Annotated in this window: 16 protein-coding genes; 10 read left to right on the plus strand and 6 right to left on the minus strand. The window is 62.0% G+C overall.

Going from position 1 to position 25,268, the window contains the following annotated elements:
* Positions 1-280: 280 nt before the first annotated feature.
* The 3 genes from bcsG to bcsE are packed head-to-tail and all read right to left on the minus strand — an operon-like array spanning position 281 to position 3,691.
* Entirely contained in the window at positions 281-1,936 is a 1,656-nt protein-coding gene (gene bcsG / locus ACJ8KE_RS18805) for a cellulose biosynthesis protein BcsG (protein WP_079450385.1), read from the minus strand.
* Complete coding sequence (bcsF, locus tag ACJ8KE_RS18810) at positions 1,933-2,136, minus strand: cellulose biosynthesis protein BcsF (RefSeq protein WP_004934139.1); 204 nt, start codon at positions 2,134-2,136, stop codon at positions 1,933-1,935. Before bcsF ends, bcsG begins: the two co-directional genes overlap by 4 nt.
* Complete coding sequence (gene bcsE / locus ACJ8KE_RS18815; protein WP_442517340.1) at positions 2,123-3,691, minus strand: cellulose biosynthesis protein BcsE; 1,569 nt, start codon at positions 3,689-3,691, stop codon at positions 2,123-2,125. Before bcsE ends, bcsF begins: the two co-directional genes overlap by 14 nt.
* Before the next feature lie 189 nt (positions 3,692-3,880).
* Here bcsE and bcsR point away from each other — a divergent pair, with 189 nt between their 5' ends.
* The 9 genes from bcsR (at position 3,881) to ACJ8KE_RS18860 (ending at position 19,918) form a co-directional block, all read left to right on the plus strand.
* Positions 3,881-4,072, plus strand: a complete 192-nt coding sequence (gene bcsR / locus ACJ8KE_RS18820) for a cellulose biosynthesis protein BcsR (protein ID WP_016929521.1) — start codon at positions 3,881-3,883, stop codon at positions 4,070-4,072.
* 3 nt (positions 4,073-4,075) lie between these two features.
* Positions 4,076-4,816, plus strand: coding sequence for a cellulose biosynthesis protein BcsQ (bcsQ, locus tag ACJ8KE_RS18825; protein WP_028127819.1), 741 nt, complete (start codon positions 4,076-4,078; stop codon positions 4,814-4,816).
* Positions 4,813-7,416 carry a UDP-forming cellulose synthase catalytic subunit gene (gene bcsA, locus ACJ8KE_RS18830; protein ID WP_193843193.1) on the plus strand — a complete coding sequence of 868 codons (2,604 nt, stop codon included), beginning with the start codon at positions 4,813-4,815 and terminating at the stop codon, positions 7,414-7,416. The genes bcsQ and bcsA overlap by 4 nt, the downstream gene beginning before the upstream one ends.
* A gap of 62 nt (positions 7,417-7,478) precedes the next feature.
* Entirely contained in the window at positions 7,479-9,785 is a 2,307-nt protein-coding gene (gene bcsB, locus ACJ8KE_RS18835) for a cellulose biosynthesis cyclic di-GMP-binding regulatory protein BcsB (RefSeq protein WP_028128283.1), read from the plus strand.
* 5 nt (positions 9,786-9,790) lie between these two features.
* Positions 9,791-10,903, plus strand: coding sequence for a cellulose synthase complex periplasmic endoglucanase BcsZ (gene bcsZ / locus ACJ8KE_RS18840; protein WP_028127821.1), 1,113 nt, complete (start codon positions 9,791-9,793; stop codon positions 10,901-10,903).
* Positions 10,885-14,358, plus strand: coding sequence for a cellulose synthase complex outer membrane protein BcsC (bcsC, locus tag ACJ8KE_RS18845; RefSeq protein WP_016929516.1), 3,474 nt, complete (start codon positions 10,885-10,887; stop codon positions 14,356-14,358). Before bcsZ ends, bcsC begins: the two co-directional genes overlap by 19 nt.
* Positions 14,359-14,588: 230 nt before the next feature.
* Entirely contained in the window at positions 14,589-16,595 is a 2,007-nt protein-coding gene (gene hmsP / locus ACJ8KE_RS18850; RefSeq protein ID WP_028127370.1) for a biofilm formation regulator HmsP, read from the plus strand.
* 273 nt (positions 16,596-16,868) lie between these two features.
* Positions 16,869-18,155 (plus strand): dicarboxylate/amino acid:cation symporter, encoded by a 1,287-nt coding sequence (locus ACJ8KE_RS18855; protein WP_016929514.1) that lies wholly within the window; start codon positions 16,869-16,871, stop codon positions 18,153-18,155.
* 260 nt (positions 18,156-18,415) lie between these two features.
* The gene (locus ACJ8KE_RS18860; protein ID WP_028127369.1) at positions 18,416-19,918 is read left to right on the plus strand and encodes a M16 family metallopeptidase; all 1,503 of its coding nucleotides are present in this window, start codon (positions 18,416-18,418) and stop codon (positions 19,916-19,918) included.
* Between the two features lie 26 nt (positions 19,919-19,944).
* On the opposite strand, the gene ppiC is transcribed toward ACJ8KE_RS18860, so the two are convergent.
* Positions 19,945-20,226, minus strand: a complete 282-nt coding sequence (gene ppiC / locus ACJ8KE_RS18865) for a peptidylprolyl isomerase PpiC (protein ID WP_004934175.1) — start codon at positions 20,224-20,226, stop codon at positions 19,945-19,947.
* Between the two features lie 109 nt (positions 20,227-20,335).
* On the opposite strand from ppiC, the gene rep reads away from it, so the two are divergent.
* Entirely contained in the window at positions 20,336-22,360 is a 2,025-nt protein-coding gene (rep, locus tag ACJ8KE_RS18870) for a DNA helicase Rep (protein ID WP_004934177.1), read from the plus strand.
* A 32-nt stretch (positions 22,361-22,392) separates the two neighbouring features.
* Here rep and ppx read toward each other — a convergent pair whose 3' ends face one another.
* The gene (ppx, locus tag ACJ8KE_RS18875; RefSeq protein ID WP_016929512.1) at positions 22,393-23,889 is read right to left on the minus strand and encodes an exopolyphosphatase; all 1,497 of its coding nucleotides are present in this window, start codon (positions 23,887-23,889) and stop codon (positions 22,393-22,395) included.
* A gap of 5 nt (positions 23,890-23,894) precedes the next feature.
* Positions 23,895-25,181: an ATP-dependent RNA helicase RhlB gene (gene rhlB / locus ACJ8KE_RS18880; RefSeq protein WP_015376249.1), complete on the minus strand. Its 1,287-nt coding sequence runs from the start codon at positions 25,179-25,181 to the stop codon at positions 23,895-23,897.
* Between the last annotated feature and the right edge of the window lie 87 nt (positions 25,182-25,268).

A 25,268-nucleotide genomic window follows, 5' to 3' on the forward strand; every position in this document is an offset into this window, starting at 1 on the left:
TTAAATTCACGCCGGCATCACGCCGGCGTTTTTTATTACTCAATCAAAGGGTTAATAATTAGAAAACTACCACAGTCCGCCATTTTAATTACCTCACTAATTAAATTCTTATAAGAGTTATTTTTCTAAGAATCTTCGTATGTTAATGGTTGTCGAATAATTGAATTTAACGAATTGTTATTAATAACGTAAGGTTGGCCGATAAGCTTCGCTATATCTATTATAAAAGCCCTAATAAAAAAGCGCGCCGGCGGCGCGCTTTAGGTTGATGAGGCCGCGCTTATTGCGGATAAGGCACCCAGTCGCCGCCGTTCAGGCGAATGTAAGGTTTCCCCTGATATTGCATCACGATGGCGTTGTCGTTTTCAGAGATGACCGGGGTCTGCGGCAGCCCCTGTGTCAGTGTCTGCCAATCGACGCTGGATTCGCTGAAGACCTTGCCGTCCACCAGGCGCGACACCAGTTCAGACAGCGCCAGATAGCTGCTCGGCGTTTTGATTTGCAGCGGGCCGCCCTGATGCGGCGCCTTCATGCCCACCAGTTTGATGCCGACCGGCGTATGGGTGATGTTCGGGCTCGGGATGTCGCGCAGGCCGGACATCTGCATCTTGTCGCCCACCAACGCCGCGCCGTGTTCCGGCACGATCACCACCACCACTTTGCGGCCGGATTTCTCCAGCTGATCGAGGAAAGTGTTCAACTGATCGAACAGCTTCTGCGCGCGCGGCTGGTAGTCGGCGCTTTTGTTGGAGCCGACGAAGCGGTTGCCGTCGTGCAGCGGGATGACGTTGAAGAAGGTGGCGGTGCGGCCGTCACCGCCTTTTTGCTGCTGATCCAGCCAGCGGGTCAGCAATTCGAGATCGTTATAAATCGGCTCACCGTCGAACGACGTCAGCTCGTTGCCGACGCCGGCCTGCGACATCAGCGGCGCCTGCATGCCGCCCTGTTCACGCAGTTCTTTCAGGAAGTTGCCGAACACCCCGGAGTGATCGAGCATCAGCTGTTCCTTGAAGCCGAGCTTCGCCAGGTTGTCGAACAGGTAACACTGCTGGTTCACCGGCTGATACAGATCGTGATGCGAAAGCTGGCCGCAGCTGGCGCGCAGCAGGCGGATGGCCGCCGGGCCGCTGTAGGCGGTGGCCGAGTTGAAGTTGTCGAACATGATGTCCATTTTCGACCACAGCGGATGATTCTGCAGGTTGACCGCGTCCATATCGGCCCAGGCCAGCGAACAGATGTTGATCACCAGCAGATCGAACGGCTGGGCGTCGGCGGGCAAGGCGGCCGGGAATGCGGTGGCGCGGCCTTTTTCCCGCTCGTAGAACTGGTTCAGGTAGGCCGTCAGGTTGGCGCTGGTCGGCGGCAGGCTGTCTGCCGGCGCCGCGTCCCCCGCCGCCGGCGCAGATGTGGCCGGGGTATTGGCGCCGCCGGCGGTCGCCGTGGAAGCGGCGGGCAGCAGTGAAACCGCCGGCCCGGCGATGTTGACGATATTGAGCCACGCCAGCGCCGCCACGGTGAACACCGTGACGCGCACCCACTGTGCGACGAACAGGTAGGCGATAAACAGCACGAAGGCCGCGCCGATCATCTGCCAGTTGATAAAGCGGTTGATCAGCTCCAGCAGATACTGGGCGCTGAAGCCGGCCAGCTGTGAGCCCTGGCTGAGGATGCTGTTGATGCCCGGCAGCCAGGTGTCGTGGTAGAACAAGGCGATGCCGATCGGGATGGCGAGGTAATGGCGCCAGCGATGCAGGCGTTGCGAAGGGATCGGCATCAGCAGAAACGCCATGAACACCAGGTTCGGCAGCGCGTGGAAATTCAGGTAGCCGAACCACAGCAGGGCGAATTTAGCCAGAAAGTAGAGGTTCCAGCCACCCAGCCCGCGCCAGTAGCGCCACAGAGCGTTATCGGATTGCGTATTCGAGTTTCGAGTCATGGCTGCTTCTTACGTTTAATCTGGGAGGAGGAGCCTGTGCGCACCCATAAACCGGCGGATTTCAAATAGCGCGGCGATAACAACAGGTTTTGCCAGTATTGACGCAAATGCGGAAAACGCCGGTGAAAGGCGTAGCCCAGCGGAATGAAGATCAGCGCGCACAGCAGGATCAGTTGCACGATGTCGTTAAGGTTCAGCATGCGGTTCCTCCTGCGGGCCAAGCGGCAGCGTGAAGGCGACCGGCTGCCGCCGTTCCGCGGGCACCTCGGGAGCCGCCACGCGAGGGCGCGGCGCGGCGCCCGCGGGGCCGGTGGCCGAAATCTGCCAGCGTCCCTGGGCCATGCGTTTGATTTCCGAAATGATATCGACATCCTGGTGCCACACCACCCGGTTGCTGAAGGCTTCATCCACCGGCAGGCGGAAGATGAACTTCAGCGCGGTATCCAGATCGTTGATGCGGCAGGTGGAAAGGAACAGCACCAGCCGCCCCTGCACCACGGTCATCACGTCGCCGAACCGCCGCAGGTGGCACAGGGTCATCGCCTGTTCGGCGCGCAGACCGGTGGCCGGGCGCAGCGCCACCATCACGCCTTTGCCATCCTCGGGCAGCAGCGTGTTGCCCATCAGCGAAAGCACCGCCTGGCTGAACGCTTCCGGCCGCATGTAGCCTTTGAGCTGCAGCGGACGCAGCCCGGCCAGCAGCGCATCGATGTCGGCGGGCACATGCCGTGAGAAGCGTTGCCCCTGGATGCCCTCGAGCATGGTCAGAAAACGCGACAGCGGCGCGACGTGCGGCACGATCAGGTTGGCGCCGCAGGCCAGCAGCAGCCGTTCGTCGCTGTAGCGCAGGCTGGCGCTCATCTCGCGCACCGCGATTTTCAGGCCGTTGCCGCGGCTGCGGCGCAGGGTGTGGATCTGGTGCGCCAGATGATCGATTTGGTCGCTTTGATACAACGCGAAAATCAACGTCGCCGAGAGTCTCAGCATGCCGTGCTGCGCCAGTTCATCGTTGCTCTCCAGCAGCAGCCAGTTGGCGGACAGCGGCGGCGCGCCTTCGAGGATGCTGCGCTCGGCCAGATACTGGCTTTCGTCGCTGCGCAAGGCGGTGGGGGAGGGTTGGCTATTTTCATCCTCGCCCTGCCAGCCACCTTCCGCCGCATACAAGGTCAGCAGCTGATTGGCGTTGATGCCGTTTTCGGTGCTCCACCAGTTCACCAGGTATTGCGCGCTGTCCTGCTGCCATTGCAGGCTGGACAGGCCGTTCAGGATGCGGTGCTGTGCGCTGAGCTGCCCTTTGAGCTTATTGATGCCGCCGCCGTGGCTGAGGATCAACAGCGTACAGTCCTGCCGCCGCAGCCAGGCGGCGAGGGTGCGCGTCCACTCGCGCAGCTCTTCGGTGGTGAAGGTTTGCCACAGGCTGGCGTGGGCCAGCAGGATAAGTAAGCGATTTTGCGGCCTCAGAGCGCGCATCAGATCGTCGTTCAACTGTGTCAGCGCAGCTTTTTTCTCCGGTAATTGATACAGCGGCAGCTTCTGCAACGCGGGCGCAGCCAGCTCGGCCAGCAGGCGCTCGGGTTTGTCTCCGCTGCAGATCAGGGCGACTTTGTGGGTGGCCGGTTGAGCGGCGATGGCCTGGCGACACAGCAGCGCGGCGTCGCTTTGCCTGTCGATATTGATCCAATAAAGCCCGGGGGCCTGCATCACCGACAGCTCTTCCCAAATCTGCCGAATGCCTAGAGAAAAAGAGTGCGCCATAGGATGTGTTCTACTTTCGTTGAAAGCCGACTAAAGGCGTTTATATTTAAAGATAGCCATTTTTACGCTGGCAATAATAAATCTCCGACGCTCTTCAACAATATTTGTTGAGAATCATCTTATTGCCTGTCTCTTTTTGTATCGTTGCTATAGTTAATTAACATAGCCTATTTTCGCCAAGGCGGAAGAATGAATAACGCATCCATCCATTTTCGTGCAGCGGCGCCTGGGGAGAGCCAGGATGACCTGCAGGCGCTCAGTCAGGCTTTTTCATTGCCGAAATTACGCTATGTCGATATTTCACGGCAGGAGCGGTTAACGCAAATGATGACGCGCTGGCCACTGTTGGCCGAATTGGCGCAGACCACGGGGAGCCACTGATCTATGCCGGTGCTCGCGCTGCAAGGGTTGCGGGGTGGAATGGGGACGACCTCGGTCACGGCGGCGCTCGCCTGGGCGTTGCAGCAACTGGGCGAGTCGGTGCTGGCGATCGACTTCACGCCGGATAATCTGCTGCGCTTGCATTTCAACACGCCGTTCGAGCTGGCGCGCGGCTGGGCCCGCGCAGAGCAGGATGGCGGCGCTTGGCAGGAAGGTGCGCTGCGTTATTGTGAAAACCTCGACTTTCTGCCTTTTGGCCGCCTGAATGGGGCGGAAAGGCTGGAAGTGCAGCGCCAGTGTCGTCAACAGCCGGAACGCTGGCGCGACAACTTGCGCCAACTGATCGCCGGCGATCCGCAGCGCTGGATCCTGCTGGATGTCCCGGTCGGGGACGGCGTGTTGGCGCAGCAGGCGCTGCAGCTTGCCGACAGCGTGTTCGTGCTGTTGAACCCCGACGCCAACTGTCAGGTGCGGCTCCATCAACAGACGCTGCCGAATGACTGCCGTTTCCTGGTCAATCACTACTCCTCCGCCAGCCAGCTGCAGCAGGATCTGCATCAGCTGTGGCTGCAAACCCTGAGCGGCCTGCTGCCGGTGGTGATCCACCGCGACGAAGCGTTGGCGGAAGCGCTGGCGGTCAAACAGCCGTTGGGCGAGTATCGCCCCGAGAGCCTGGCGGCGGATGAAGTGCTGACGCTGGCCAACTGGTGCCTGATCAACCTCAAACGGGGCGTTGCGCCATGAGCCGGGTGCTGAGCCTGCTGCTGGTGCCGCCGGTGCGTCAGGCGGTACAGGCGCGCTACCGCGGCTATCGCCGCAACGGCGCGTCGGCGCTGACCGCCTTTTTTGCCACGCTGCTGGTGGTGCTGGGGTGGATGCTGCTGCGCTTCGAGTCACCGGCCTGGCAGCGCGTGCGCGTCGGCCGCGCTTACTGGTTCCCGCATCTGTCCGCCGAACGCCCGCGCCCGGCGGATGCGCTGCGCTATCTGCTGCAGGGTCTGTGGCTGCTGCTGTTTCGCAGCGGCCGCGCGCCGGTGCCGCGCGACTATTTCGCCGGGTGGCGGCGGCTGCAGCAGCGCTACGCCGATTGGCTGCAGAGCCTGCCGCAACGGCTGAAAAACGCCGGCGTGGAACAGCGTTCGGTAGAGCGCCTCGGCCGCATGAACCGCGGCATGCGACGCGCGCTGTTTATTCTGGTCGGCGTGTTGGCGGCGATCCTCGCCATGCTGTGCATCTCGCAACCGTTCGATCTGTCGGCGCAGTTCGTGTTCGTCGTGCTGCTGTGGGGGATCGCGATGGTGGTGCGCCGGGTGCCGGGGCGTTTGCCTGCGCTGATGCTGATCGTGCTGTCGCTGACCGTTTCCTGTCGTTACCTGTGGTGGCGTTATACCGCCACGCTGAACTGGGACGACCCGCTCAGCCTAGTGTGCGGCCTGTTGCTGCTGGTGGCGGAAACCTACGCCTGGGTGGTGCTGGTGCTGGGCTATTTCCAGACCGTCTGGCCGCTTAACCGTCAGCCGGTGCCGTTGCCCGCTGACAGCGCCACCTGGCCGACCATCGATCTGATGGTGCCGACCTACAACGAAGATCTCGGGGTGGTGAAGCCCACCATCTATGCGGCGTTGGGCATCGACTGGCCGAAAGAGAAAGTGAACATTTATATCCTCGACGACGGCAATCGCCCTGAATTCCGGGCGTTCGCCGCCGAAGTGGGGGTGAAATACATCGCCAGGCCGACCCACGAACACGCCAAGGCCGGCAACATCAACAATGCGCTGAAGCAGGCCACCGGCGAGTTCGTGGCGATTTTCGACTGCGACCACGTGCCGACGCGCTCCTTCCTGCAACTGACCATGGGCTGGTTCTTCAAAGACAAAAAGCTGGCGATGCTGCAGACCCCGCACCACTTTTTCTCGCCGGATCCGTTCGAGCGCAACCTCGGCCGCTTCCGCCAGACGCCCAACGAGGGCACCTTGTTCTACGGGCTGGTGCAGGACGGCAACGACATGTGGGACGCGACCTTCTTCTGCGGCTCTTGCGCCATCCTGCGCCGCAGCGCGCTGGATGAGATCGGCGGCATCGCGGTGGAAACCGTCACCGAAGACGCCCACACCTCGCTGCGCTTGCACCGGCGCGGACACACCTCGGCCTATATCCGCATTCCGCAGGCCGCCGGGCTGGCGACCGAAAGCCTGTCGGCGCACATCGGCCAGCGCATTCGCTGGGCGCGCGGCATGGTGCAGATCTTCCGGCTCGACAACCCGCTGCTGGGCAAGGGGCTGAAACTGGCGCAGCGCCTGTGCTACGCCAACGCCATGCTGCACTTTCTGTCGGGCATTCCGCGGCTGATCTTCCTCACCGCGCCGCTGGCGTTTTTACTGCTGCATGCCTACATCATCTTCGCGCCGGCGCTGGCGATCGCGCTTTATGTGCTGCCGCACATGATCCACGCCAGCCTGACCAACTCGCGCATCCAGGGGAAATACCGCCATTCTTTCTGGAGCGAAATCTATGAAACGGTGCTGGCCTGGTATATCGCGCGGCCGACGACGGTGGCGCTGTTCAATCCGCACAAGGGCAAATTCAACGTGACCGCCAAGGGCGGGCTGGTGGAGGAGGAGCACGTCGACTGGGTGATCACCCGGCCTTACATGTTCCTGGTGGTCCTGAACCTGGCCGGGCTGGCGTTCGGCGCCTGGCGGCTGGCCTATGGCCCGACGGACGAGGTGATGACGGTGATCATCAGCCTGGTGTGGGTGCTGTACAACATGACCATTCTCGGCGGCGCGGTGGCGGTGGCGGTGGAGGCCAAGCAGGTGCGTCAGGCGCATCGCGTGGAGATCGCCATGCCGGCGGCGATCGCGCGTGCCGATGGCCACCTCTACCCCTGCACGCTGCGCGATTACTCCGACGGCGGCGTGGGCATTGAGATGCGAGTGGAAAACGCGTTGAAAGACGGCGACAAGGCCTCGCTGCTGCTCAAGCGTGGCCAGCAGGAGTACAGCTTCCCCTGTGTGGTGACGCGCGCCTTCGGCAACAAGGTGGGGGTGCGTCTGGTCAGTCTCTCCACCCGTGAACACATCGATTTCATTCAGTGCACCTTCGCCCGCGCCGATACCTGGGCGCTGTGGCAGGACGGGTTCCCTGAAGACCGGCCGATCGAAAGCCTGCGCGACGTGCTGGCGTTGGGCTTCCGGGGCTATGTGCGCATGGCGGACTACGCGCCGCCGCTGGTGCGCGGTCTGCTGGTCGGGGTCACGTCGCTGACCGCCTGGGTCGTGTCGTTTATTCCGCGCGGCGTCGGCAGGGATCCGACCTTGGATCAACAAGAAACAGTGGGTTAGCTGCGAGTTCAACCGCCCGCTCACTCGCCCGGTGAACAGGCTCCAACATTGATGATGATACGATGACGCGAAAAATAACCTGGTTAACTGCTCTGGCCTTAGGCATCAGTACCCTGTCGCAGGCCGAAACCGCCACTGCGCCGACCGTGGCGGCTCAGCCGCCGATCGCCGCGGCGGCCGATACGGCGACCGCGCCACCGTCGGCCGCCGCGCCGCAGGATCCGAATGCGCCGGTGCGCGACGTATCGCTGCCGTTTGCGCAGATAGCGCCGCCGCCGGGCACCTTTGTTCTGCGCGGCACCCGGCCGGACGGACAGATCGAATTCGGCGTGCGCAGCGATGAGGTGGTCTCGCAGGCGATGCTCGATATGGAGTTTACGCCGTCGCCGGCGCTGATCCCGGTGGAGTCGCACGTCAAGGTCTATCTGAACGACGAACTGATGGGCGTGACCACCCTCGCCAAAGAGCAGCTGGGCAAGCCCAATCGCATCCAAATGGCGATCGATCCGCGCTATATCACCGATTTTAACCGCGTCAGGCTGGTGTTTGTCGGCCATTATCAGAACATCTGCGAAAACCCGGCCAGCACTTCGCTGTGGCTCGACGTCAGCAAGTCCAGCGCGCTGAAGCTGCGTTTCCAGACGCTGCCGGTGAAAAACGAGCTGTCGCACTTCCCTGAGCCGTTCTTCGACAGCCGCGATAATCGGCCGCTGACGCTGCCGATGGTATTCGCCGGCCAGCCTGATCTCGCCCAGCAGCGCGCGGCGGGCATTCTGGCCTCGTGGTTCGGCAGCAAGGCGCAATGGCGCGGGCAATCCTTCCCGACGCTGTACAATGCGCTGCCGACGCAGCACGCGGTGGTGTTCGCCACCAACTCGCAGCGCCCGGATTTCCTGCGCGATTATCCGGCGGTCAACGGCCCGACGGTGGAGATGATCAGCCACCCCGACAATCCGTACGTCAAACTGCTGTTGATTCAGGGGCGTGACGACAACGATTTGATCACCGCGGTGAAGGGCATCGCGCAGGGTAACATCCTGTTCCGCGGCCAGAACGTGGCGGTGGACAAGGTGGAACAGCTCGCGCCGCGCCAGCCTTACGACGCGCCGAACTGGGTGCGCACCGATCGGCCGATGACCTTCGCCGAGCTGCAGCAATATGCCGAACAGCTGCAAACCAGCGGCATCGAGCCCGGCCCGATTTCGCTGACCATGAACCTGCCGCCGGACCTGTTCCTGATCCGCAGCACCGGTATCGATATGCACCTGAAATACCGCTATACCGCGCCGCGCATTCAGGATGGTTCGCGGCTGAGCGTCAGCCTGAACAACCAGTTCGTGCAGGCTTACTCGCTGGTGCCGGAACACGAGCAGGGCGCGCAGCTGCTGCGCCTGCCGTTGACGCAGGGGCTGCTCGACTCCGACAAGAACGTCAGTATCCCGGCGCTGCGGCTGGGCGCCACCAACCAGCTGCGCTTTGACTTTGACTACACCACGCTGCTGGCCAGCGGCGCGGAAGGGCGCTGCGAAACCTACTCCTTCACGCAAAACCACGCGGTGATCGACGGCGCGTCTACCATCGATTTCTCCGGTTATCGCCACTTTATGGCGATGCCGGACTTGCGCGCCTTCGCCAACGCCGGCTTCCCGTTCAGCCGCCTGGCGGATCTGTCGCAAACGCTGGTGTTGGTGAACCAGAAACCGCAGCCGGCGCAGGTCAGCGCGCTGCTGAACGCGCTTGGCGTGATCGGCGCGCAAACCGGCTACCCGGCGCTGGCCTTTACGCTGAGCGACGACTGGTCGCAGGCCAAGGATCGTGACGACGATATTCTGATGGTCGGCACCATTCCGCCGGCGCTGCGCGACGATAAGAAAATCAGCCTGCTGGTGGACGCCACCCAAAGCTGGGTGAAGCAGCCGACGCGACAGCCGCCGCTGCCGAGCGCGGAATTGCTGGCGGAGGACGCCAAGCCGGACAGCAAGACCACCGTCAGTTCCGAGGGCGCGATGTCGGCGATCATCGGCGTGCAATCGCCGTTCAACGATCAGCGCAGCATCGTGGCGCTGCTGGCGGACAGCCCGCGCGGCTATGAGTTGCTGAACAATGCCCTGCTGGACAGCGGCAAGCGCGCCGCGGTGTTCGGCTCGGTGGCGGTGATCCGCGAATCGGGGGTCAACAGCTTGCGCGTCGGCGATGTTTACTATGTCGGCCACCTGCCGTGGTGGGAGCGGCTGTGGTATGCCCTTTCCACCCATCCGGTACTGCTGGCGGTGATCGCGGTGGTGCTGGTGGTGATCCTGGGGCTGATGCTGTGGCGCGGCCTGAAGGCCTTCAGCCGGCGTCGTCTGGCGCCTGAAGATCGGGATTGACGGCGGTGAACGCGATGCTGCAACGCCTGTCGCTCGGCATGCTGCTGCTGTGCGCCTTCAGCGCCGCCGCGGCCTGCGAGTGGCCGGGTTGGCAACAGTACAAGCAATTCTACATCAGCCCGCAGGGGCGGGTGATCGACCCAAGCAGCCCGAACAAAATCACCACCTCCGAGGGACAGAGTTACGGCCTGTTTTTCGCCCTGGTGGCCAACGACCGGCCGACCTTCGACCTGTTGTTGACCTGGACGGAGAACAATCTGGCGGCGGGCGATCTCAGCGCCCGCTTGCCCGCCTGGCTGTGGGGAGAGAGCGACGATAAGCAGTGGAAGGTGCTGGACGCCAACTCGGCGTCGGACGCCGACCTGTGGATTGCTTACAACCTGCTCGAAGCCGGCCGCCTGTGGAAAAGCCGGCGTTATCAAACCCTGGGAACGCTGCTGCTGCAACGCATCGGCCGCGAGGAAGTGGCCGACATTCCCGGCCTGGGCCTGATGCTGCTGCCGGGCAAAGTCGGGTTCGTGGCGGAAGATCGCTGGCGGCTGAATCCCAGCTACCTGCCGCCGCAGCTGTTGGCGCGTTTTGCGGCGCTGAACGGCCCATGGCGTGCGATGCGCGAGATCAATCAGCGACTGTGGCTGGACACTGCGCCGCACGGCTTCTCGCCGGATTGGGTGGTGTGGCGGGTCGGCGCCGGTTGGCAGCCGGACACCGTCAAGCCAAACGTCGGCAGCTACGACGCCATTCGGGTTTATCTGTGGGCCGGCATGCTGGCGGACGACGATGAACACAAGGCGGCGCTGCTTGAACGCTTCCAGCCGATGGCGCAGCTCACTGCCAAACAGGGCGTTCCGCCGGAGAAAACCGATACCGCCAGCGGCAAAACTACCGGCGACGGCCCGGTCGGTTTCTCCGCTTCTATGCTGCCGATGCTGGCGACGCAGGCTGAAGCGCTGGCGGTGCAGCGGCAGCGCATCAGCGAGCATCCGCCGGGTGATGACGCCTATTTCAGCGCCTCGCTGACCCTGTTCGGTCAGGGATGGGATCAACAACGTTATCGCTTTAATCGTCAGGGTGAATTGCAACCCTCGTGGGACGGCCAATGCACAACTTCAAAATAAACTGGCTGAATTTGATTCCGCTGAGCCTGGCGATGCTGCCGCAGGCGCGCGCTGCGGAGGCCGTGGCCCCGGAACAGTGGCTGCTGGAACAGGTGCGCATTGGCGAGGCCGGCAACAAGGACGATCTGGTGCGCCAGTCGCTGTACCGGCTCGAGCTGATGGATCCGAACAACCCGGACGTGATCGCCGCGCGCATGCGTTTGGCGCTGCGGCAGGGCAACATGGCGCTGGCGCAGCAGCAGTTGGACAAGCTGAAAACCCTCGCGCCGCAGTCCAGCGCCTATCGCCAGGCGCAAATGAACATGCTGCTGACCCAGCCGGAAACCCGGCAAAAGCTGCAGCAGGCGCGCCTGATGGCGACCGCCGGCCGGTTGCCGGAAGCCAAGGCGCAGTACGATGCGCTGTTTCACGGCGAGCCGCCGACGCTCGATCTGGCGGTAGAATACTGGCGGCTGGTGGCGCGTTTGCCGGGGCAGGAGGCGAAGGCGTTAAAGCAGCTGCAGGCGCTGGATCAGCAATATTCAGGCAATGTGGCGCTGCGCATGTCGCTGGCGCGTATGCTGTTCAGTCAGAACCAGGACGCGCAGGCCTTTGAACTGCTGCAGAAGATCGCCGCCGATCCGGCCGGGCGCGGTGACGCCGCCGATCTGTGGCTGGACAAGGTCAAAGCGATGCCGGTCAGCGCGCAGAGCGTAGCGGCGCTCAACCGTTTCCTCGGCGTATTCGACACCGGCGATCAGGCGACCCGCGCCCGCGAAGAACTGGCCAGACAGCAGAAGCTGTTGGCCGATCCGGCTTATCAGGCGCGGGTGCGCGGTCTGGCGCAGGTGGATAAAGGCGGCAGCCGGGCAGCCATTCCAGAGTTGCAAAAGGCGCTGGCGGCGGCGCCGAACGACGCCGAGGTGCTGGGCGCGCTCGGCCAGGCCTACTCGCGCGCCGGCAACCGCCCGCAGGCGCTGAAGCTGTTTCGCCAGGCGCTGGCCGCCGACAAGAGCGGCTACGGCAGCGGAAAATGGCAGAGTCTGATCAAGAGCACCGGCTACTGGCTGGCGATCGACGAGGGCGACAAAGCGCTCAAGGCCGGCAATCTCGCGCTGGCTCGGCAGAAATATCAACAGGCGCGCCAGCTCGACGACAGCGACGGCGATGCGTTTATCGGCCTGGGCGATGTGGCGGTGGCGAGCAAGGATGACGCCGCGGCGGAAGGGTTTTATCAGCAGGCGTTGCGGCGCGATCCCGGCAACGGCAGCGCGCTGCGCGGCCTGGTGAATATCTATCAACGCCAGTCGCCGGAAAAAGCGCTGGCCTACCTCAACGGCCTGCCGCGCAGCCAACAGGCCAAGCTGCGCAGCACCCTCGACGGACTGCGGCTCGATATGTTGAAGCAGCAGGCGGAGACGCTGGCGGCACAGCAGCAGTGGCAGCAGGCGGCGGAAATCTATCGCCGCGCCCAGCCGATGGCGCCCGACGACGTCTGGCTGACCTATCGCTATGCGCAGGCGCTGCGTCAGGCCGGGCAGCCGCAGCAGGCGGACGCTCTGTTCCGGCAGCTGGCGCTGCGCCAACATGCCAATCCGCAGCTGACCTACGCCTATGCGCTCTATCTTTCCGGCAGCGATCGCGACAGGCAGGCGCTGGCGCAGCTCAATACGCTGCCTGCGGCGCAATGGAACGACAACATGCGCGAACTGGCGCAGCGGCTGAAAATGCAGGCGGTAATCGAGCATGCCGAACGGCTGCGGGCCGCCGGTGACGAAGCGGCGGCGGAAGCCTATCTGCGTCGGCAGCCGGCGGACACCCGCATCGATTTGCTGCTCGCCGACTGGGCGCTGGCGCGCGGGGAGTATGCGGCGGCGCTGGACGACTATCAGCGGGTGAAACGGCGTGAACCGAACAACCCGGATGCGCAGCTGGGCGAGATCGAAGCCTATGTGGCGCAGGGGGATCTGGACGCGGCGCGTCAGCGGCTGAAAACCGAACCGCAGCCGCAAGACGCTTCGCTCAACAGCCAACGGCGGGTCGCCAACGCCTGGGGCGCGGTCGGCGATCCGCAGCAGGCCGACGCGCTCTTCAGCCGGCTGAAAACGGCGGCGGCTTCGGAGCCCGCCGGGCAGACCAAGGCGCTTGTTTATCGTGACGCCGCCCGGCTGGAACGGGCTCAGCAACAGCCTGAGCGGGCGCAGCAGGATTACCGCCAGGCGATGGTGGCCGGCGGCATCACGCCGACGCTGCCGCAGGATAATGACGGCTACACCTATTTGACGCGCAATAATCCGAACGACGACTGGCTGAAACGCGGCATCCGCTCCGACGCCGCGGATCTGTATCGACAGCAAGACGTGAACGTCACGCTCGATCACGATTACTGGCGTTCGAGCGGCACCGGCGGCATTTCCGACTTCAACGCGCACGACACCATGCTGCAGGTGGACATGCCGCTGTATGACGGGCGCGCCTTCTTGCGGACCGACACCGTGCAGCTGGATGCCGGCCGCTTCTCGACCGACGGCAGCGGCAAATACTACGAGACCTTCGGCACCTGCAATACGCAAGGGTGCCGCGGCGATGAACACCAGAAAACCACCGGCACCAGCGTGGCGGCCGGCTGGAAAAACGATCGTTGGGCCGCCGACATCGGCACGACGCCGATGGGCTTTGAGGTGGTCGACTGGACCGGCGGCCTGGCCTACAGCGGCGACTGGAACCACATTGGCTGGACGCTGGCGGCCTCGCGGCGGCCGATTTCCAGCTCGCTGCTGGCGTTCGGCGGCGCCAAAGACCCGAATACCGGCATCACCTGGGGCGGCGTGCGCGCCACCGGCGTCAGCCTGAGCGCCAGCTACGATCGCGGCGAGGCGAACGGCGTCTGGGCCGATCTCAGCGCGCATCAGATTACCGGCAAGAACGTGGCGGACAACCAGCGGCAACGGTTGATGGCCGGTTACTACTACAAGCTGATCAACGAAGACAATCGCCGCCTGAGCGTCGGGCTCAATACCATGCTGTGGCACTACCAGAAGGATTTGAGCGGCTATTCGCTGGGGCAGGGCGGCTATTACAGCCCGCAGCAATATCTGTCGCTGTCGCTGCCGGTCAACTACCGTCAGCGCACCGAGAACTGGTCGTGGGAGCTGGGCGGTTCGGTTTCACTGTCCCATTCCAAAACCGACAGCCAGCGCCGTTATCCGCTGCAGGGACTGATCCCGGATTCGTTGCCCGATAAGTTCGCCGTCGAGGACGGCAGCTCCTCGAGCGGCGTCGGTTATACCCTGCGGGCGATCGTCGAACGCCGTCTCAGTTCGCACTGGACGCTCGGCGCCGGCATCGACATTCAACAGGCGAAGGACTATACGCCGAGCCACGCGCTGATTTATCTGCGTTATTCCCTGGCCGGCTGGCAAGGGGATCTCGATTTGCCGCCGCAGCCGCTGACGCCTTACGCCGACTTCAAGTAGCCGGAAGGGGGAAAGATTCAGAGTGTCGGACGCCGGGGAGTTTTGTTACCCTGTGTGCGGGTCGCGTTTGTTCGCTTTAGGAAAAGACTGAAACCCGCGATTTTCTTGGTTTTGCCTGCGGCATAGCCAGATAAAAACAGCCGATGATCGAGTATACTCAGCCCGGTTCGAGGGGGCGGGTGAGAGTCAGCCCCCTTTTTTGTTTCAGCCCGATTTCACGGAGAGCAGGTTTGCGGGTCAGGCGTTCGTTAACGATTAAGCAGATGGCGACAGTGTCCGGCGTGGCGCTGGTTACGATCTGCATCTTTATCGTGATCCAGTTATTCCACTTTGTGCAGCAGCGCAGGGATGACTACGCCCAGCAACTGGAGAATATCGCCCACTCCGTGCGCCAGCCGCTGGCGGAGGCGGTGCTGCGCATGGACGTGCCGGAAGCCAAAAGGGTGCTGAACACGCTGTTGCCGGTCGGCATTCTCAGCCGGGCGGATATCGTCTTGCCGAACGAGTTTCAGGCGCTGCACGCCAATTTCCCGCCGGAGCGGCCGGTGCCGACGCTGATCGCCCGGTTGTTTGAGCTGCCTATCCAAATTTCCGTGCCGCTCTATTCGCTGGAACGGGTGCCGGCCAACCAGCAGCCGCTGGCCTATCTGGTGCTGCAAGCCGATTCGTTCCGCATGTACCAGTTTATCCTCAGCATTTTGTCGACCATGCTGTCGACCTACCTGTTGCTGGCGCTGATCCTGTCGGTGGCCATCACCTGGTGCATGAACCGGTTGATGGTGCATCCGCTGCGCGCGATGGCCAAAGAGCTGGAGAACATCTCGCAGGACGAAGCGCCCTATCACCAGCTGATGCTGCCGGCGCTGCACCAGGACGATGAGCTCGGCCTGCTGGTGCGCAATTACAACCGCAATCAACAGACGCTGGCCAAGGCGCATGCCGACATGAGCCGCCTGAGCACCCGCCACCCGGTGACCGAACTGCCGAATCCTGCATTGCTGAACGCGTTGCTGGAACAGCATATCGCCTCCAGTCTGCGCCCTGAGCGTTTTAACCTGCTGGTGATCGGCATTGAGACGCTGCATGAAGCGTCTGGCGTGATGAGCCCGGCGATGCGCGAAGCGCTGCTGCTGGCGCTGGCGAAGAAGCTGCGCGGCTGCATCGACGAAAACGGCGTGTTGGCGCAGCTGAGCAATACCGAATTTGCCATTCTGGCCAAGGGTATCGAGCGGCCGTTCCACGCCATGCAGCTGGCGCGGCGCATCATGGCGGAGATCAATGCGCCGTTGACGCTGGAAGGTCTGGCGCTGCGGCCCAACGCCAGCATCGGCATCGCGCACTACCTCAATCAGGGGGAGAGTGCGGAACAGCTGCTGCGCAGCGCCACCTCGGCGATGATGTCCGCGCACCGCGAAGGAAAAAATCAGATCCTGTTCTTCGAACCCAGCCTGACGGAACGCACGCAGAAGCGGCTGACGCAGGAGAGCGAGATCCTGCACGGCATCGAGCAGCGGCATTTCACGCTGTTCCTGCAGCCGCAGATCGACATGCAGTCCAACGAGGTGATCGGCGCCGAAGCGCTGCTGCGTTGGCAGCAGTATGACGGCAGCTATACCCTGCCGGCCGACGTTATCCCGCTCGCGGAAGAGCTGGGCGTGATCGTGCCTCTCGGCAACTGGGTGCTGGAAGAGTCTTGCCGCATCCTGGCGGACTGGCAACAACGCGGCATTGCGCTGCCGCTGGCGGTTAACGTTTCCGGAATTCAGATGCAGGATGAAGCGTTCGTCCCGCATCTGAAAAACCTGCTGGCGCAGTATCGGATCGATCCGCGCAAGCTGCTGCTGGAGATCACCGAGACGGTACGCATCGACGATCTCGATCGCGCTCTGGCGCTGCTGCGCGAGCTGCACGACCTGGGGCTGTCGATCGCGCTGGACGACTTCGGCATGGGCTACTCCAGCCTGGAGTACCTCAACCGCTTGAAATCCCTGCCGATCGATTTGATTAAGATCGACCGCAGTTTCATTCAGGGGCTGCCGGCCGACGATGCGATGGTGCGCATCGTCAGTTCGATCTCCGAAGTGCTGGCGTTGCCGGTAATGGCCGAAGGCGTGGAAAACGCCGAACAGCGCGACTGGCTGCTGCAGCACGGCATTCGCAGTGGGCAGGGATTCCTGTTCGCCCGGCCGCTGCCGCGCGAAGCGTTCGAAGCCGAGTTTTGCCGCGCGGCGCGGTGAGCGTCGCGATACCTTTCCGGTACTTTTCCTCGTCCGAAAATCGCCATTCTTTATCTACCTCTTTTGCGTTAGTGCAAACAAAGGCTTACGCAATTTTCAGCTTTGCACCCCGACTGACGCGTTTCAGCTCTTAAATTCACATCAACCCCACACGGTGGGTGCAACAAATTATTTCCATGTTGTTAAGTGGGTGTTATTTTCCGCGCAAGCGATGAACAGGCTGGATTTTTAGACTGCTGCCTGGTGCGTGTCTTCCCCCCATAGGATGTTCATATGAAAACAACGATCTTTAAGAGCCTCTATTTTCAGGTGCTGACGGCGATCACGCTGGGTATCCTGCTTGGCCATTTCTACCCTGACCTCGGCGCCGAGATGAAACCTCTGGGCGATGGCTTCGTCAAACTGATCAAGATGATCATCGCGCCGGTGATCTTCTGCACCGTGGTGACCGGCATCGCCGGCATGGAAAGCATGAAGGCGGTAGGGCGCACCGGCGCCATCGCGCTGCTGTATTTTGAAATCGTCAGCACCATCGCGCTGATTATCGGCCTGGTGATCGTCAACCTGGTGCAACCGGGCGCCGGCATGAACGTCGATCCCGGCACGCTGGACGCCAAAGCGGTAGCGGTCTACGCCGAGCAGGCGCAGCAGCAGGGCATCATCCCGTTCCTGCTGGATATCATCCCCGGCAGCGTGATCGGCGCGTTCGCCAGCGGCAACATTCTTCAGGTGCTGCTGTTCGCGGTGCTGTTTGGCTTCGCCCTGCATCGTCTGGGCGACAAAGGGCAGCTGATCTACAACGTGATCGACAGCTTCTCGCGGGTGATTTTCGGCATCATCAACATGATCATGCGCCTGGCGCCGCTGGGGGCCTTCGGCGCCATGGCGTTTACCATCGGTAAATACGGCGTCGGCACCCTGGTGCAACTCGGCCAGCTGATCGTGTGCTTCTATATCACCTGCATCCTGTTCGTGGTGGTGGTGTTGGGCAGCATCGCCCGCGCCAACGGCTTCAGCATCTTCAAATTCGTCAACTACATCAAAGAAGAGCTGCTGATCGTGCTGGGGACCTCGTCGTCCGAATCCGCGCTGCCGCGCATGCTGGATAAAATGGAGAAGCTGGGCTGCAAGAAATCGGTGGTGGGTCTGGTGATCCCGACCGGATACTCCTTCAACCTGGACGGCACCTCTATCTACCTGACCATGGCCGCGGTGTTTATCGCTCAGGCGACCAACACCCACATGGATATCATGCATCAGATTACCCTGCTGGTGGTGTTGCTGCTCTCCTCCAAAGGGGCGGCGGGCGTGACCGGCAGCGGCTTTATCGTCTTGGCCGCCACCATCTCCGCCGTCGGCCACCTGCCGTTGGCCGGCCTAGCGCTGATCCTCGGCATCGACCGCTTTATGTCGGAAGCCCGCGCGCTGACCAACCTGGTGGGCAACGGTGTGGCGACCGTGGTGGTGGCAAAATGGTGTAACCAGCTGGATGAAAAACAGCTGAAAGACACGCTGAACAACAAAAACACCGGCGCGGACAAAACGCTGCCTTCCGCCTGATATCGGCGGTAAATCACCGGCCGCATCCGCGGCCGGTGAGCTTCTTCCCCTGCCTCGTAACGATTTTTTGCATTAAAAACCCCGCAATCCATTATTTTTCACTCTAATGAGTGACATCCGCAAAGGCGCGCGGTCTAACACGATGGTACACTTTCTGCTTTCCGCCCCACCGTGAAACTCAGGGCGTATTTTTATGATTCCATTGAATGGAATACACGCATTTGCATAAGAAATTGGATAGTCATTAAGTAGGGGTTCACATGCAGGGCACCAGAATTCATCTTATAGTTGGTGGGCTGCTATTGGCTGCAGCCAGTAGCAGCGTGCAGGCTGAAGCACTACAACCCGATCCTGCCTGGCAGCAGGGGGCGCTGGCCAACGGGTTTTCATGGCAGATTCTCGATACGCCTCAGCGGCCAAGCGACCGCGTGGAACTGCGGCTGATCGTCAATACCGGCTCTTTGGTGGAGTCTTCGCAGCAGACCGGTTTCGCCCACCTGCTGCCGCGGCTGGCGTTGACGCGCAGCGAAAGCTTTACCGCGCCGCAGCTGCGCGCCCTGTGGCAACAGAGCGTGGATAACGAGCGGCCGCTGCCGCCGGCTATCATCTCGTATGATTTCACCATGTATAACCTCAGCCTGCCGAACAACCGGCCCGACCTGCTGAAAGAAGCGCTGGCCTGGCTGGCGGACACCACCGGCAAACTGGCGATCGACGAGCATACGGTGCACGCGGTGATGAATTCCACCATCAATCCGGTCGGCACTTTCCCGCCCAATACCCAAGATGTCTGGTGGCGTTACCGCCTGAAAGGTTCGACGCTGCTGGCGCACGATCCGGCTCAGCCGGCGAAACGGCCGGTCAACCTCGAGCAGTTGAAGAAATTTTATCAGCAGTGGTATACCCCGGACGCCATGACGCTGTTCGTGGTCGGCAAGGTTGACAGCCGCAGCCTGGGCGAGCAGATCAACAAGGCGTTCTCGCCGCTGCAAGGCAAACGTGAAACCCCGGCCCCGATGCCGACGCTGACACCGCTGCCGCAGCAGCCGGTGAGCCTGATCAGCGAGCAGGTGAAACAGGATACGCTGTCGATCATGTGGGATTCGCCGTGGCACCCGATTCGCGATTCGCAGAGCCTGCTTCGTTACTGGCGTGGCGATCTCGCCCGCGAGGCGCTGTTCTGGCATCTTCAGCAGACGCTGGAAAAAAGCGACCAGAAGAGCCTGCATCTGGGCTTTGACTGCCGCGTGCAGTACCAGCGCGGGCAGTGCGCCATTCATCTGGATACGCCGAACAACAATCTGAACGGCAGCCTGGGCTTTATCGCCCGCGAGCTGGCCAACGTGCGTGACAACGGCCTGTCGAAAGAAGAATTCGATGCGCTGCTGGCGCAGAAAAACGATCAGCTGAGCAAGCTGTTCGCGACCTACGCCCGCACCGACACCGATGTGCTGATGAGCCAGCGCCTGCGTTCGCAGCAGAGCGGGGTGGTGGATATCGCGCCGGAGCTGTATCAGAAGCTGCGCCAGGAATTCCTGTCCAGCCTGACGCTGGAGACGTTGAATCAGGCGCTGAAGCTGCAGCTGTCTCAGGAGGCGACGCTGGTGCTGATGCAGCCGAAAGGCGAGCCGGAAATGAGCATGAAGCAGCTGCAGGAAACTTATGACGGCATCATGATGCCGGCGCCGGCGGTGGTGACGGAAGAAGCCAAACCGGCCGACGCTGCGGTGGCTGCGCCGGCGACGGACGCCGGCGCGCAGTAATATCGCGACAGGGGGCTCAGGCCCCCTCAGTTGCGATACAGCACCTTGATGATGTGGTAACCGAACTGGGTTTTGACCGGGCCGTAAGGTTTGAGCAGCGGTATGCTGAACACCGCTTTATCGAACGCAGGCACCATCGCGCCCTTGTTGAATTCGCCCAGCGAGCCGCCGTTGCGTTTTGACGGGCAGCTCGAATATTTGCGCGCCAGCGTGTCGAAGCTGACGCCGCGCTTCAGCTTGGCCAGCAGCTCGTTGGCCAGCTTTTCATTGTCTACCAGAATGTGCAGGGCGCACGCCGTTTTTGCCATGGTATTGCCTTTGTCGATGCGAAAATTGCGCTGATTATACCCGCTAAATCTCATCGGCGCTTTCTGCTACAATTCCCTTCCACGTTTTACAGTCGAGCAAGCCAGCACCATGCGATTAAACCCCAGCCAACAACAAGCCGTCGAATTCGTTACCGGGCCCTGCCTGGTGTTGGCCGGTGCCGGTTCCGGCAAGACGCGCGTTATCACCAACAAGATAGCCCACCTGATCCACCACTGCGGCTATCAGGCGCGGCACATCGCCGCCGTGACCTTTACCAACAAAGCCGCGCGCGAGATGAAAGAGCGCGTGTCGCAAACCCTGGGGCGCAAAGAGGCGCGCGGGCTGATGATTTCCACCTTCCACACCCTGGGGCTGGAAATCATCAAGCGGGAATATGTGGCGCTGGGCATGAAGTCCAACTTCTCGCTGTTCGACGACCAGGATCAGCTGGCGCTGTTGAAAGAGCTGACCGAAAAGTGGCTGGAAAGCGATAAAACGCTGGTGGCGCAGCTGATTTCGACCATCTCCAACTGGAAAAACGACCTGATCGATCCCCAGCGCGCGGCGGAGCTGGCGCGCTCGGAGCGCGACAAGCTGTTCGCCCACTGCTACGGCCTGTACCACGCCCATATGCGGGCGTGCAACGTGCTGGACTTCGATGACTTGATCCTGCTGCCGACGCTGCTGTTGCAACGCAACGAAGAGGTGCGCGAACGCTGGCAGCAGCGCATCCGCTATCTGCTGGTGGATGAGTACCAGGATACCAACACCAGTCAGTACGAGCTGGTGAAGCTGCTGGTGGGCAACCGCGCGCGCTTTACCGTGGTGGGCGACGACGACCAGTCGATCTACTCCTGGCGCGGCGCGCGGCCGCAGAACCTGGTGCTGCTGAAGGAAGATTTCCCGGCGCTGCAGGTGATCAAGCTGGAACAAAACTACCGTTCCAGCGAGCGCATTCTGAAGGCGGCCAACATTCTGATCGCCAATAACCCGCACGTGTTTGAAAAGCGGCTGTTTTCTGAACTGGGGTATGGCGAAGAGCTGAAGGTGGTGACCGCCAACAATGAGGATCACGAAGCCGAGCGGGTGGTGGGGGAGTTGATCGCCCACCACTTCGTGAAAAAGACCAATTACGGCGACTATGCGATCCTGTACCGCGGCAACCACCAGTCGCGGGTGTTTGAAAAGATGCTGATGCAGAACCGCATCCCGTACAAGATTTCCGGCGGTACGTCGTTCTTCTCTCGCCCCGAGATCAAGGATCTGCTGGCTTACCTGCGCGTGCTGACCAACCCGGAAGACGACAGCGCCTTCCTGCGCATCGTCAATACCCCCAAGCGCGAGATCGGCCCGGCGACGCTGCAGAAGCTTGGCGAGTGGGCCAACCAGCGCAACAAGAGTTTGTTCCATGCCAGCTTCGATCTGGGGCTGAGCCAGCATCTGACCGGGCGCGGGTTGGAATCGCTGCAGCGTTTCACCCACTGGCTGGGCGGCATCGCCCAGCAGGCGGAGCGTGAGCCGGTGGCGGCGGTGCGCGATCTGATCCGCGGCGTGGATTATGAGAGCTGGCTGTTTGAAACCTCGACCAGCCCGAAGGCCGCCGAAATGCGGATGAAAAACGTCAACACGCTGTTCGGTTGGATGACGGAAATGCTGGAAGGCAACGATCTGGACGAGCCGATGACGCTGACCCAGGTTGTGACGCGCTTCACTCTGCGCGACATGATGGAACGCGGCGAAAGTGAAGAGGAGCTGGATCAGGTACAGCTGATGACGCTGCACGCTTCCAAAGGGTTGGAGTTCCCTTATGTGTTCCTGGTGGGCATGGAAGAGGGTCTGCTGCCGCATCAGAGCAGCATCGACGAAGACAATGTCGATGAAGAGCGGCGTCTGGCCTATGTGGGGATCACCCGCGCGCAAAAAGAGCTGATTTTCACCCTGTGCCGCGAGCGCCGTCAGTACGGCGAGCTGGTGCGGCCGGAGCCGAGCCGGTTCCTGCTGGAGCTGCCGCAGGACGATTTGGCGTGGGAAACCGAGCGCAAAGTGGTGAGCCCGCAGGAGCGGATGCAGAAGGGGCAGAGCCATCTGGCCAATATCCGCGCCCAGCTGGCCAAGGCCAAAGGCGGGAATTAAAAAGAAAGGGCGCTCATCGCGCCCTTGTCATGTCAACGTTGTTCTTCCAACCGCAGCGTCCAGTGGACGTAGCTCTGCCAGTGGCTTTCCTGCTCCAGCGCCTCGGCGCGCAGCGGATGCTGCTCCAGCCAACCCGGCGGCAAGATCACCGTCAGTTCATCGTCCTGATTGGCGCGTAAACGCACCGCCGGCAGCGTGTCGTCGCGGCGGCGGCTGGCGAAGATGATCGCCAGGCGCAAAATGCGGCACAGACGCTGCGCGGTGCGCGGCGGCAGGGCGTTTTGCTGGTTCAACAGCGACAGGTCGAGGGTGTTGCTCTGGTTTTGCAGCAGGGTGGCCAGCAGTTTTTTCTGCGCGGGGGTAAAGCCGGGTAAGTCCAGGTGGCGGATCAGGTAGGCGGCGTGTTGCGGCGCCTGCTTGAAATCGACGCTGAGGCCGAGTTCGTGAATCAGGCTGGCGCTGTGCAACAGCTCGCGACATCGCGCATCCAACTGCCACTCGTTGGCGACCTGCTGCGAGAAGTTGGCGGCGAGCTGGCTGACGCGCTCGGCCTGCTCGGTATCGATCAGGTAACGGCGCTGCAGGTTGCGGATGGTGCGGATGCGAATATCCTGCTCCACCGGCAGATGCAGCATGCCGTAAACCAGGCCTTCACGCAGCGCCCCGCCGGCCAGCATCATGCTCTCGATGCCCAGCTCCTGGAAGATGGCCAACAGAATGGACAGGCCGCTCGGGAACACCAGCGCGCGCTCCAGCGTCAACCCTTCGATCTCCAGCTCTTCCAGCTTGCCGCACTGAATGGCGCGCTGTTTCAGCTGGCGCAGTTTGGGCAGGGTGATGCGCTCATCCATGCCCTGCGCCACCATGATTTCCTGCAGCGCTTGCACGGTGCCGGAAGCGCCGACGCAGATCTGCCAACCTTGCTGGCGCAATTGCGGTGCGATCGGCCGCACCATGTCGCGCGCGGCCTGTTCGGCGCGCTCGAAGTTTTCTTGCCCGAGGTTGCGATCGCTGAAGTAGCGTTCCAGCCAGGTGACGCAGCCCATCGACAGGCTATACAGCTGCGTTGCCTGTGCGCCGGTGCCGGTGACCAGTTCGGTGCTGCCGCCGCCGATGTCGACGACCAGCCGGCGATCCGGCCCGCCGGTGGTGTGCGCGACGCCGTGATAGATCAGCCGTGCCTCTTCTTCGCCGCTGATCACCTGTACCGGGCAGCCGAGGATTTGCTCGGCGGCCTGCAGGAACTCATCGGCGTTGGACGCCAGGCGCAAGGTGGCGGTGGCGACGACGCGGATCTGCTCGCGCGGTATGTCCTGCAGGCGTTCGGAGAACAGCCGCAGGCACTGCCAGCCGCGTTGCATGGCTTCATGCGACAGGTGATTGTTCTGATCCAGCCCGGCCGCCAGGCGCACTTTGCGCTTGATCCGCGCCAGAGTCTGAATGCTGCCGGCCACCTCGCGCACTACCAACATGTGGAAGCTGTTGGAGCCGAGATCGATGGCAGCATAAAGCGTGCTGGAACTGAGCATGGCGATCAGCTCGAACGTTTACGGTTGTTGCGCGGCGCGCCGCCGCGACGAGGCGCGGAGTTGCGACGTGGGCCGTTGCCGCCGCGCGGGCGCGACAGGCGCTTCGGCGCCGGCAAATCGGTCAGCAGCGCATCGCTGTTGTACTTGCTCACCGGAATGCTGTGGTCGATATAGGTCTCGATCGCCGGCAGGTTGAGCGCATACTCTTCACACGCCAGGCTGATGGAGTGGCCGCTGGCGCCTGCTCGGCCGGTACGGCCGATGCGGTGCACGTAGTCTTCGCAGTCGTCAGGCAGATCGTAGTTGAAGACGTGCGTGACGGAAGGGATGTGCAGACCGCGCGCGGCGACGTCGGTGGCGACCAGAATATCGAGGTTGCCTTTGGTGAAGTCGTCGAGGATGCGCAGGCGTTTTTTCTGCGCCACGTCGCCGGTCAGCAGGCCCACGCGGTGACCGTCGGCGGCCAGATGGCCCCAGATGTCTTCGCAGCGGTGCTTGGTGTTGGCGAAGATGATGGCGCGATCCGGCCACTCTTCTTCAATCAGCGTCTGCAGCAGGCGCATTTTTTCTTCGTTGGACGGGTAGAACAGCTCTTCTTTAATGCGGTGGCCGGTTTTCTGTTCCGGTTCCACTTCAACATATTCGGCGTTGTTCATCTGCTCGAAGGCCAGTTCGCGTACGCGATAGGACAGGGTAGCGGAGAACAGCATGTTCAGGCGTTGATCGGCCGCTGGCATGCGGCGGAACAGCCAACGGATGTCTTTGATAAAGCCAAGATCGTACATGCGATCGGCTTCATCCAGCACGACGACCTGCATCGCGCCGAGATCGACATAGTTCTGTTTGGTGTAATCGATTAAACGGCCGGTGGTGCCAATCAGAATGTCCACGCCGCTTTCCAGCACTTTCAGCTGTTTGTCGTAGCCGTCGCCGCCGTAGGCCAGGCCCAGCTTCAGGCCGGTGCTCTGGGAGAGGGCTTCCGCATCGGAGTGGATTTGCACCGCCAGTTCACGCGTAGGCGCCATGATCAAGGCGCGCGGCTGATTGGTCTGGCGATCCTGTTTCGCCGGGTGGGTCAGCAAATAGTGAAAAGTAGACGCCAAAAACGCCAGCGTCTTTCCGGTACCGGTTTGCGCCTGACCTGCAACGTCACGCCCGGAGAGCGTGAGCGGCAATGCTAACGCCTGGATGGGCGTGCAATTGTGAAACCCTTTTTTCTCAAGGGCTTCAAGGACTAACGGGTGCAGGGCGAAGTCGGAAAACTTCTGTTCGGTCAAGTGTGTTTTGCTCATAGTGTGGTAGAATATCAGCTAACTATTGCTTTACGAAAGCACATCCGTTGAAATAAACGCGGTGCAATAAAATCACCTTGAGTTGGT

It is taken from the genome of Serratia sp. CY56464 (assembly GCF_052168435.1).
Taxonomy (GTDB): Bacteria; Pseudomonadota; Gammaproteobacteria; order Enterobacterales; family Enterobacteriaceae; genus Serratia; species Serratia marcescens.

Excerpts from the sequence above, each read along its gene's own strand:
- ppx (WP_016929512.1), bottom strand. The coding sequence starts at position 23,889 with ATGCTCAGTTCCAGCACGCTTTATGCTGCCATCGATCTCGGCTCCAAC.
- bcsQ (WP_028127819.1), top strand. The coding sequence starts at position 4,076 with ATGCCGGTGCTCGCGCTGCAAGGGTTGCGGGGTGGAATGGGGACGACC.
- ppiC (WP_004934175.1), bottom strand. The coding sequence starts at position 20,226 with ATGGCAAAAACGGCGTGCGCCCTGCACATTCTGGTAGACAATGAAAAG.
- bcsE (WP_442517340.1), bottom strand. The coding sequence starts at position 3,691 with ATGGCGCACTCTTTTTCTCTAGGCATTCGGCAGATTTGGGAAGAGCTG.
- bcsG (WP_079450385.1), bottom strand. The coding sequence starts at position 1,936 with ATGACTCGAAACTCGAATACGCAATCCGATAACGCTCTGTGGCGCTAC.
- bcsB (WP_028128283.1), top strand. The coding sequence starts at position 7,479 with ATGACGCGAAAAATAACCTGGTTAACTGCTCTGGCCTTAGGCATCAGT.
- bcsC (WP_016929516.1), top strand. The coding sequence starts at position 10,885 with ATGCACAACTTCAAAATAAACTGGCTGAATTTGATTCCGCTGAGCCTG.
- rep (WP_004934177.1), top strand. The coding sequence starts at position 20,336 with ATGCGATTAAACCCCAGCCAACAACAAGCCGTCGAATTCGTTACCGGG.
- ACJ8KE_RS18860 (WP_028127369.1), top strand. The coding sequence starts at position 18,416 with ATGCAGGGCACCAGAATTCATCTTATAGTTGGTGGGCTGCTATTGGCT.
- bcsR (WP_016929521.1), top strand. The coding sequence starts at position 3,881 with ATGAATAACGCATCCATCCATTTTCGTGCAGCGGCGCCTGGGGAGAGC.
- bcsA (WP_193843193.1), top strand. The coding sequence starts at position 4,813 with ATGAGCCGGGTGCTGAGCCTGCTGCTGGTGCCGCCGGTGCGTCAGGCG.
- bcsF (WP_004934139.1), bottom strand. The coding sequence starts at position 2,136 with ATGCTGAACCTTAACGACATCGTGCAACTGATCCTGCTGTGCGCGCTG.
- rhlB (WP_015376249.1), bottom strand. The coding sequence starts at position 25,181 with ATGAGCAAAACACACTTGACCGAACAGAAGTTTTCCGACTTCGCCCTG.
- ACJ8KE_RS18855 (WP_016929514.1), top strand. The coding sequence starts at position 16,869 with ATGAAAACAACGATCTTTAAGAGCCTCTATTTTCAGGTGCTGACGGCG.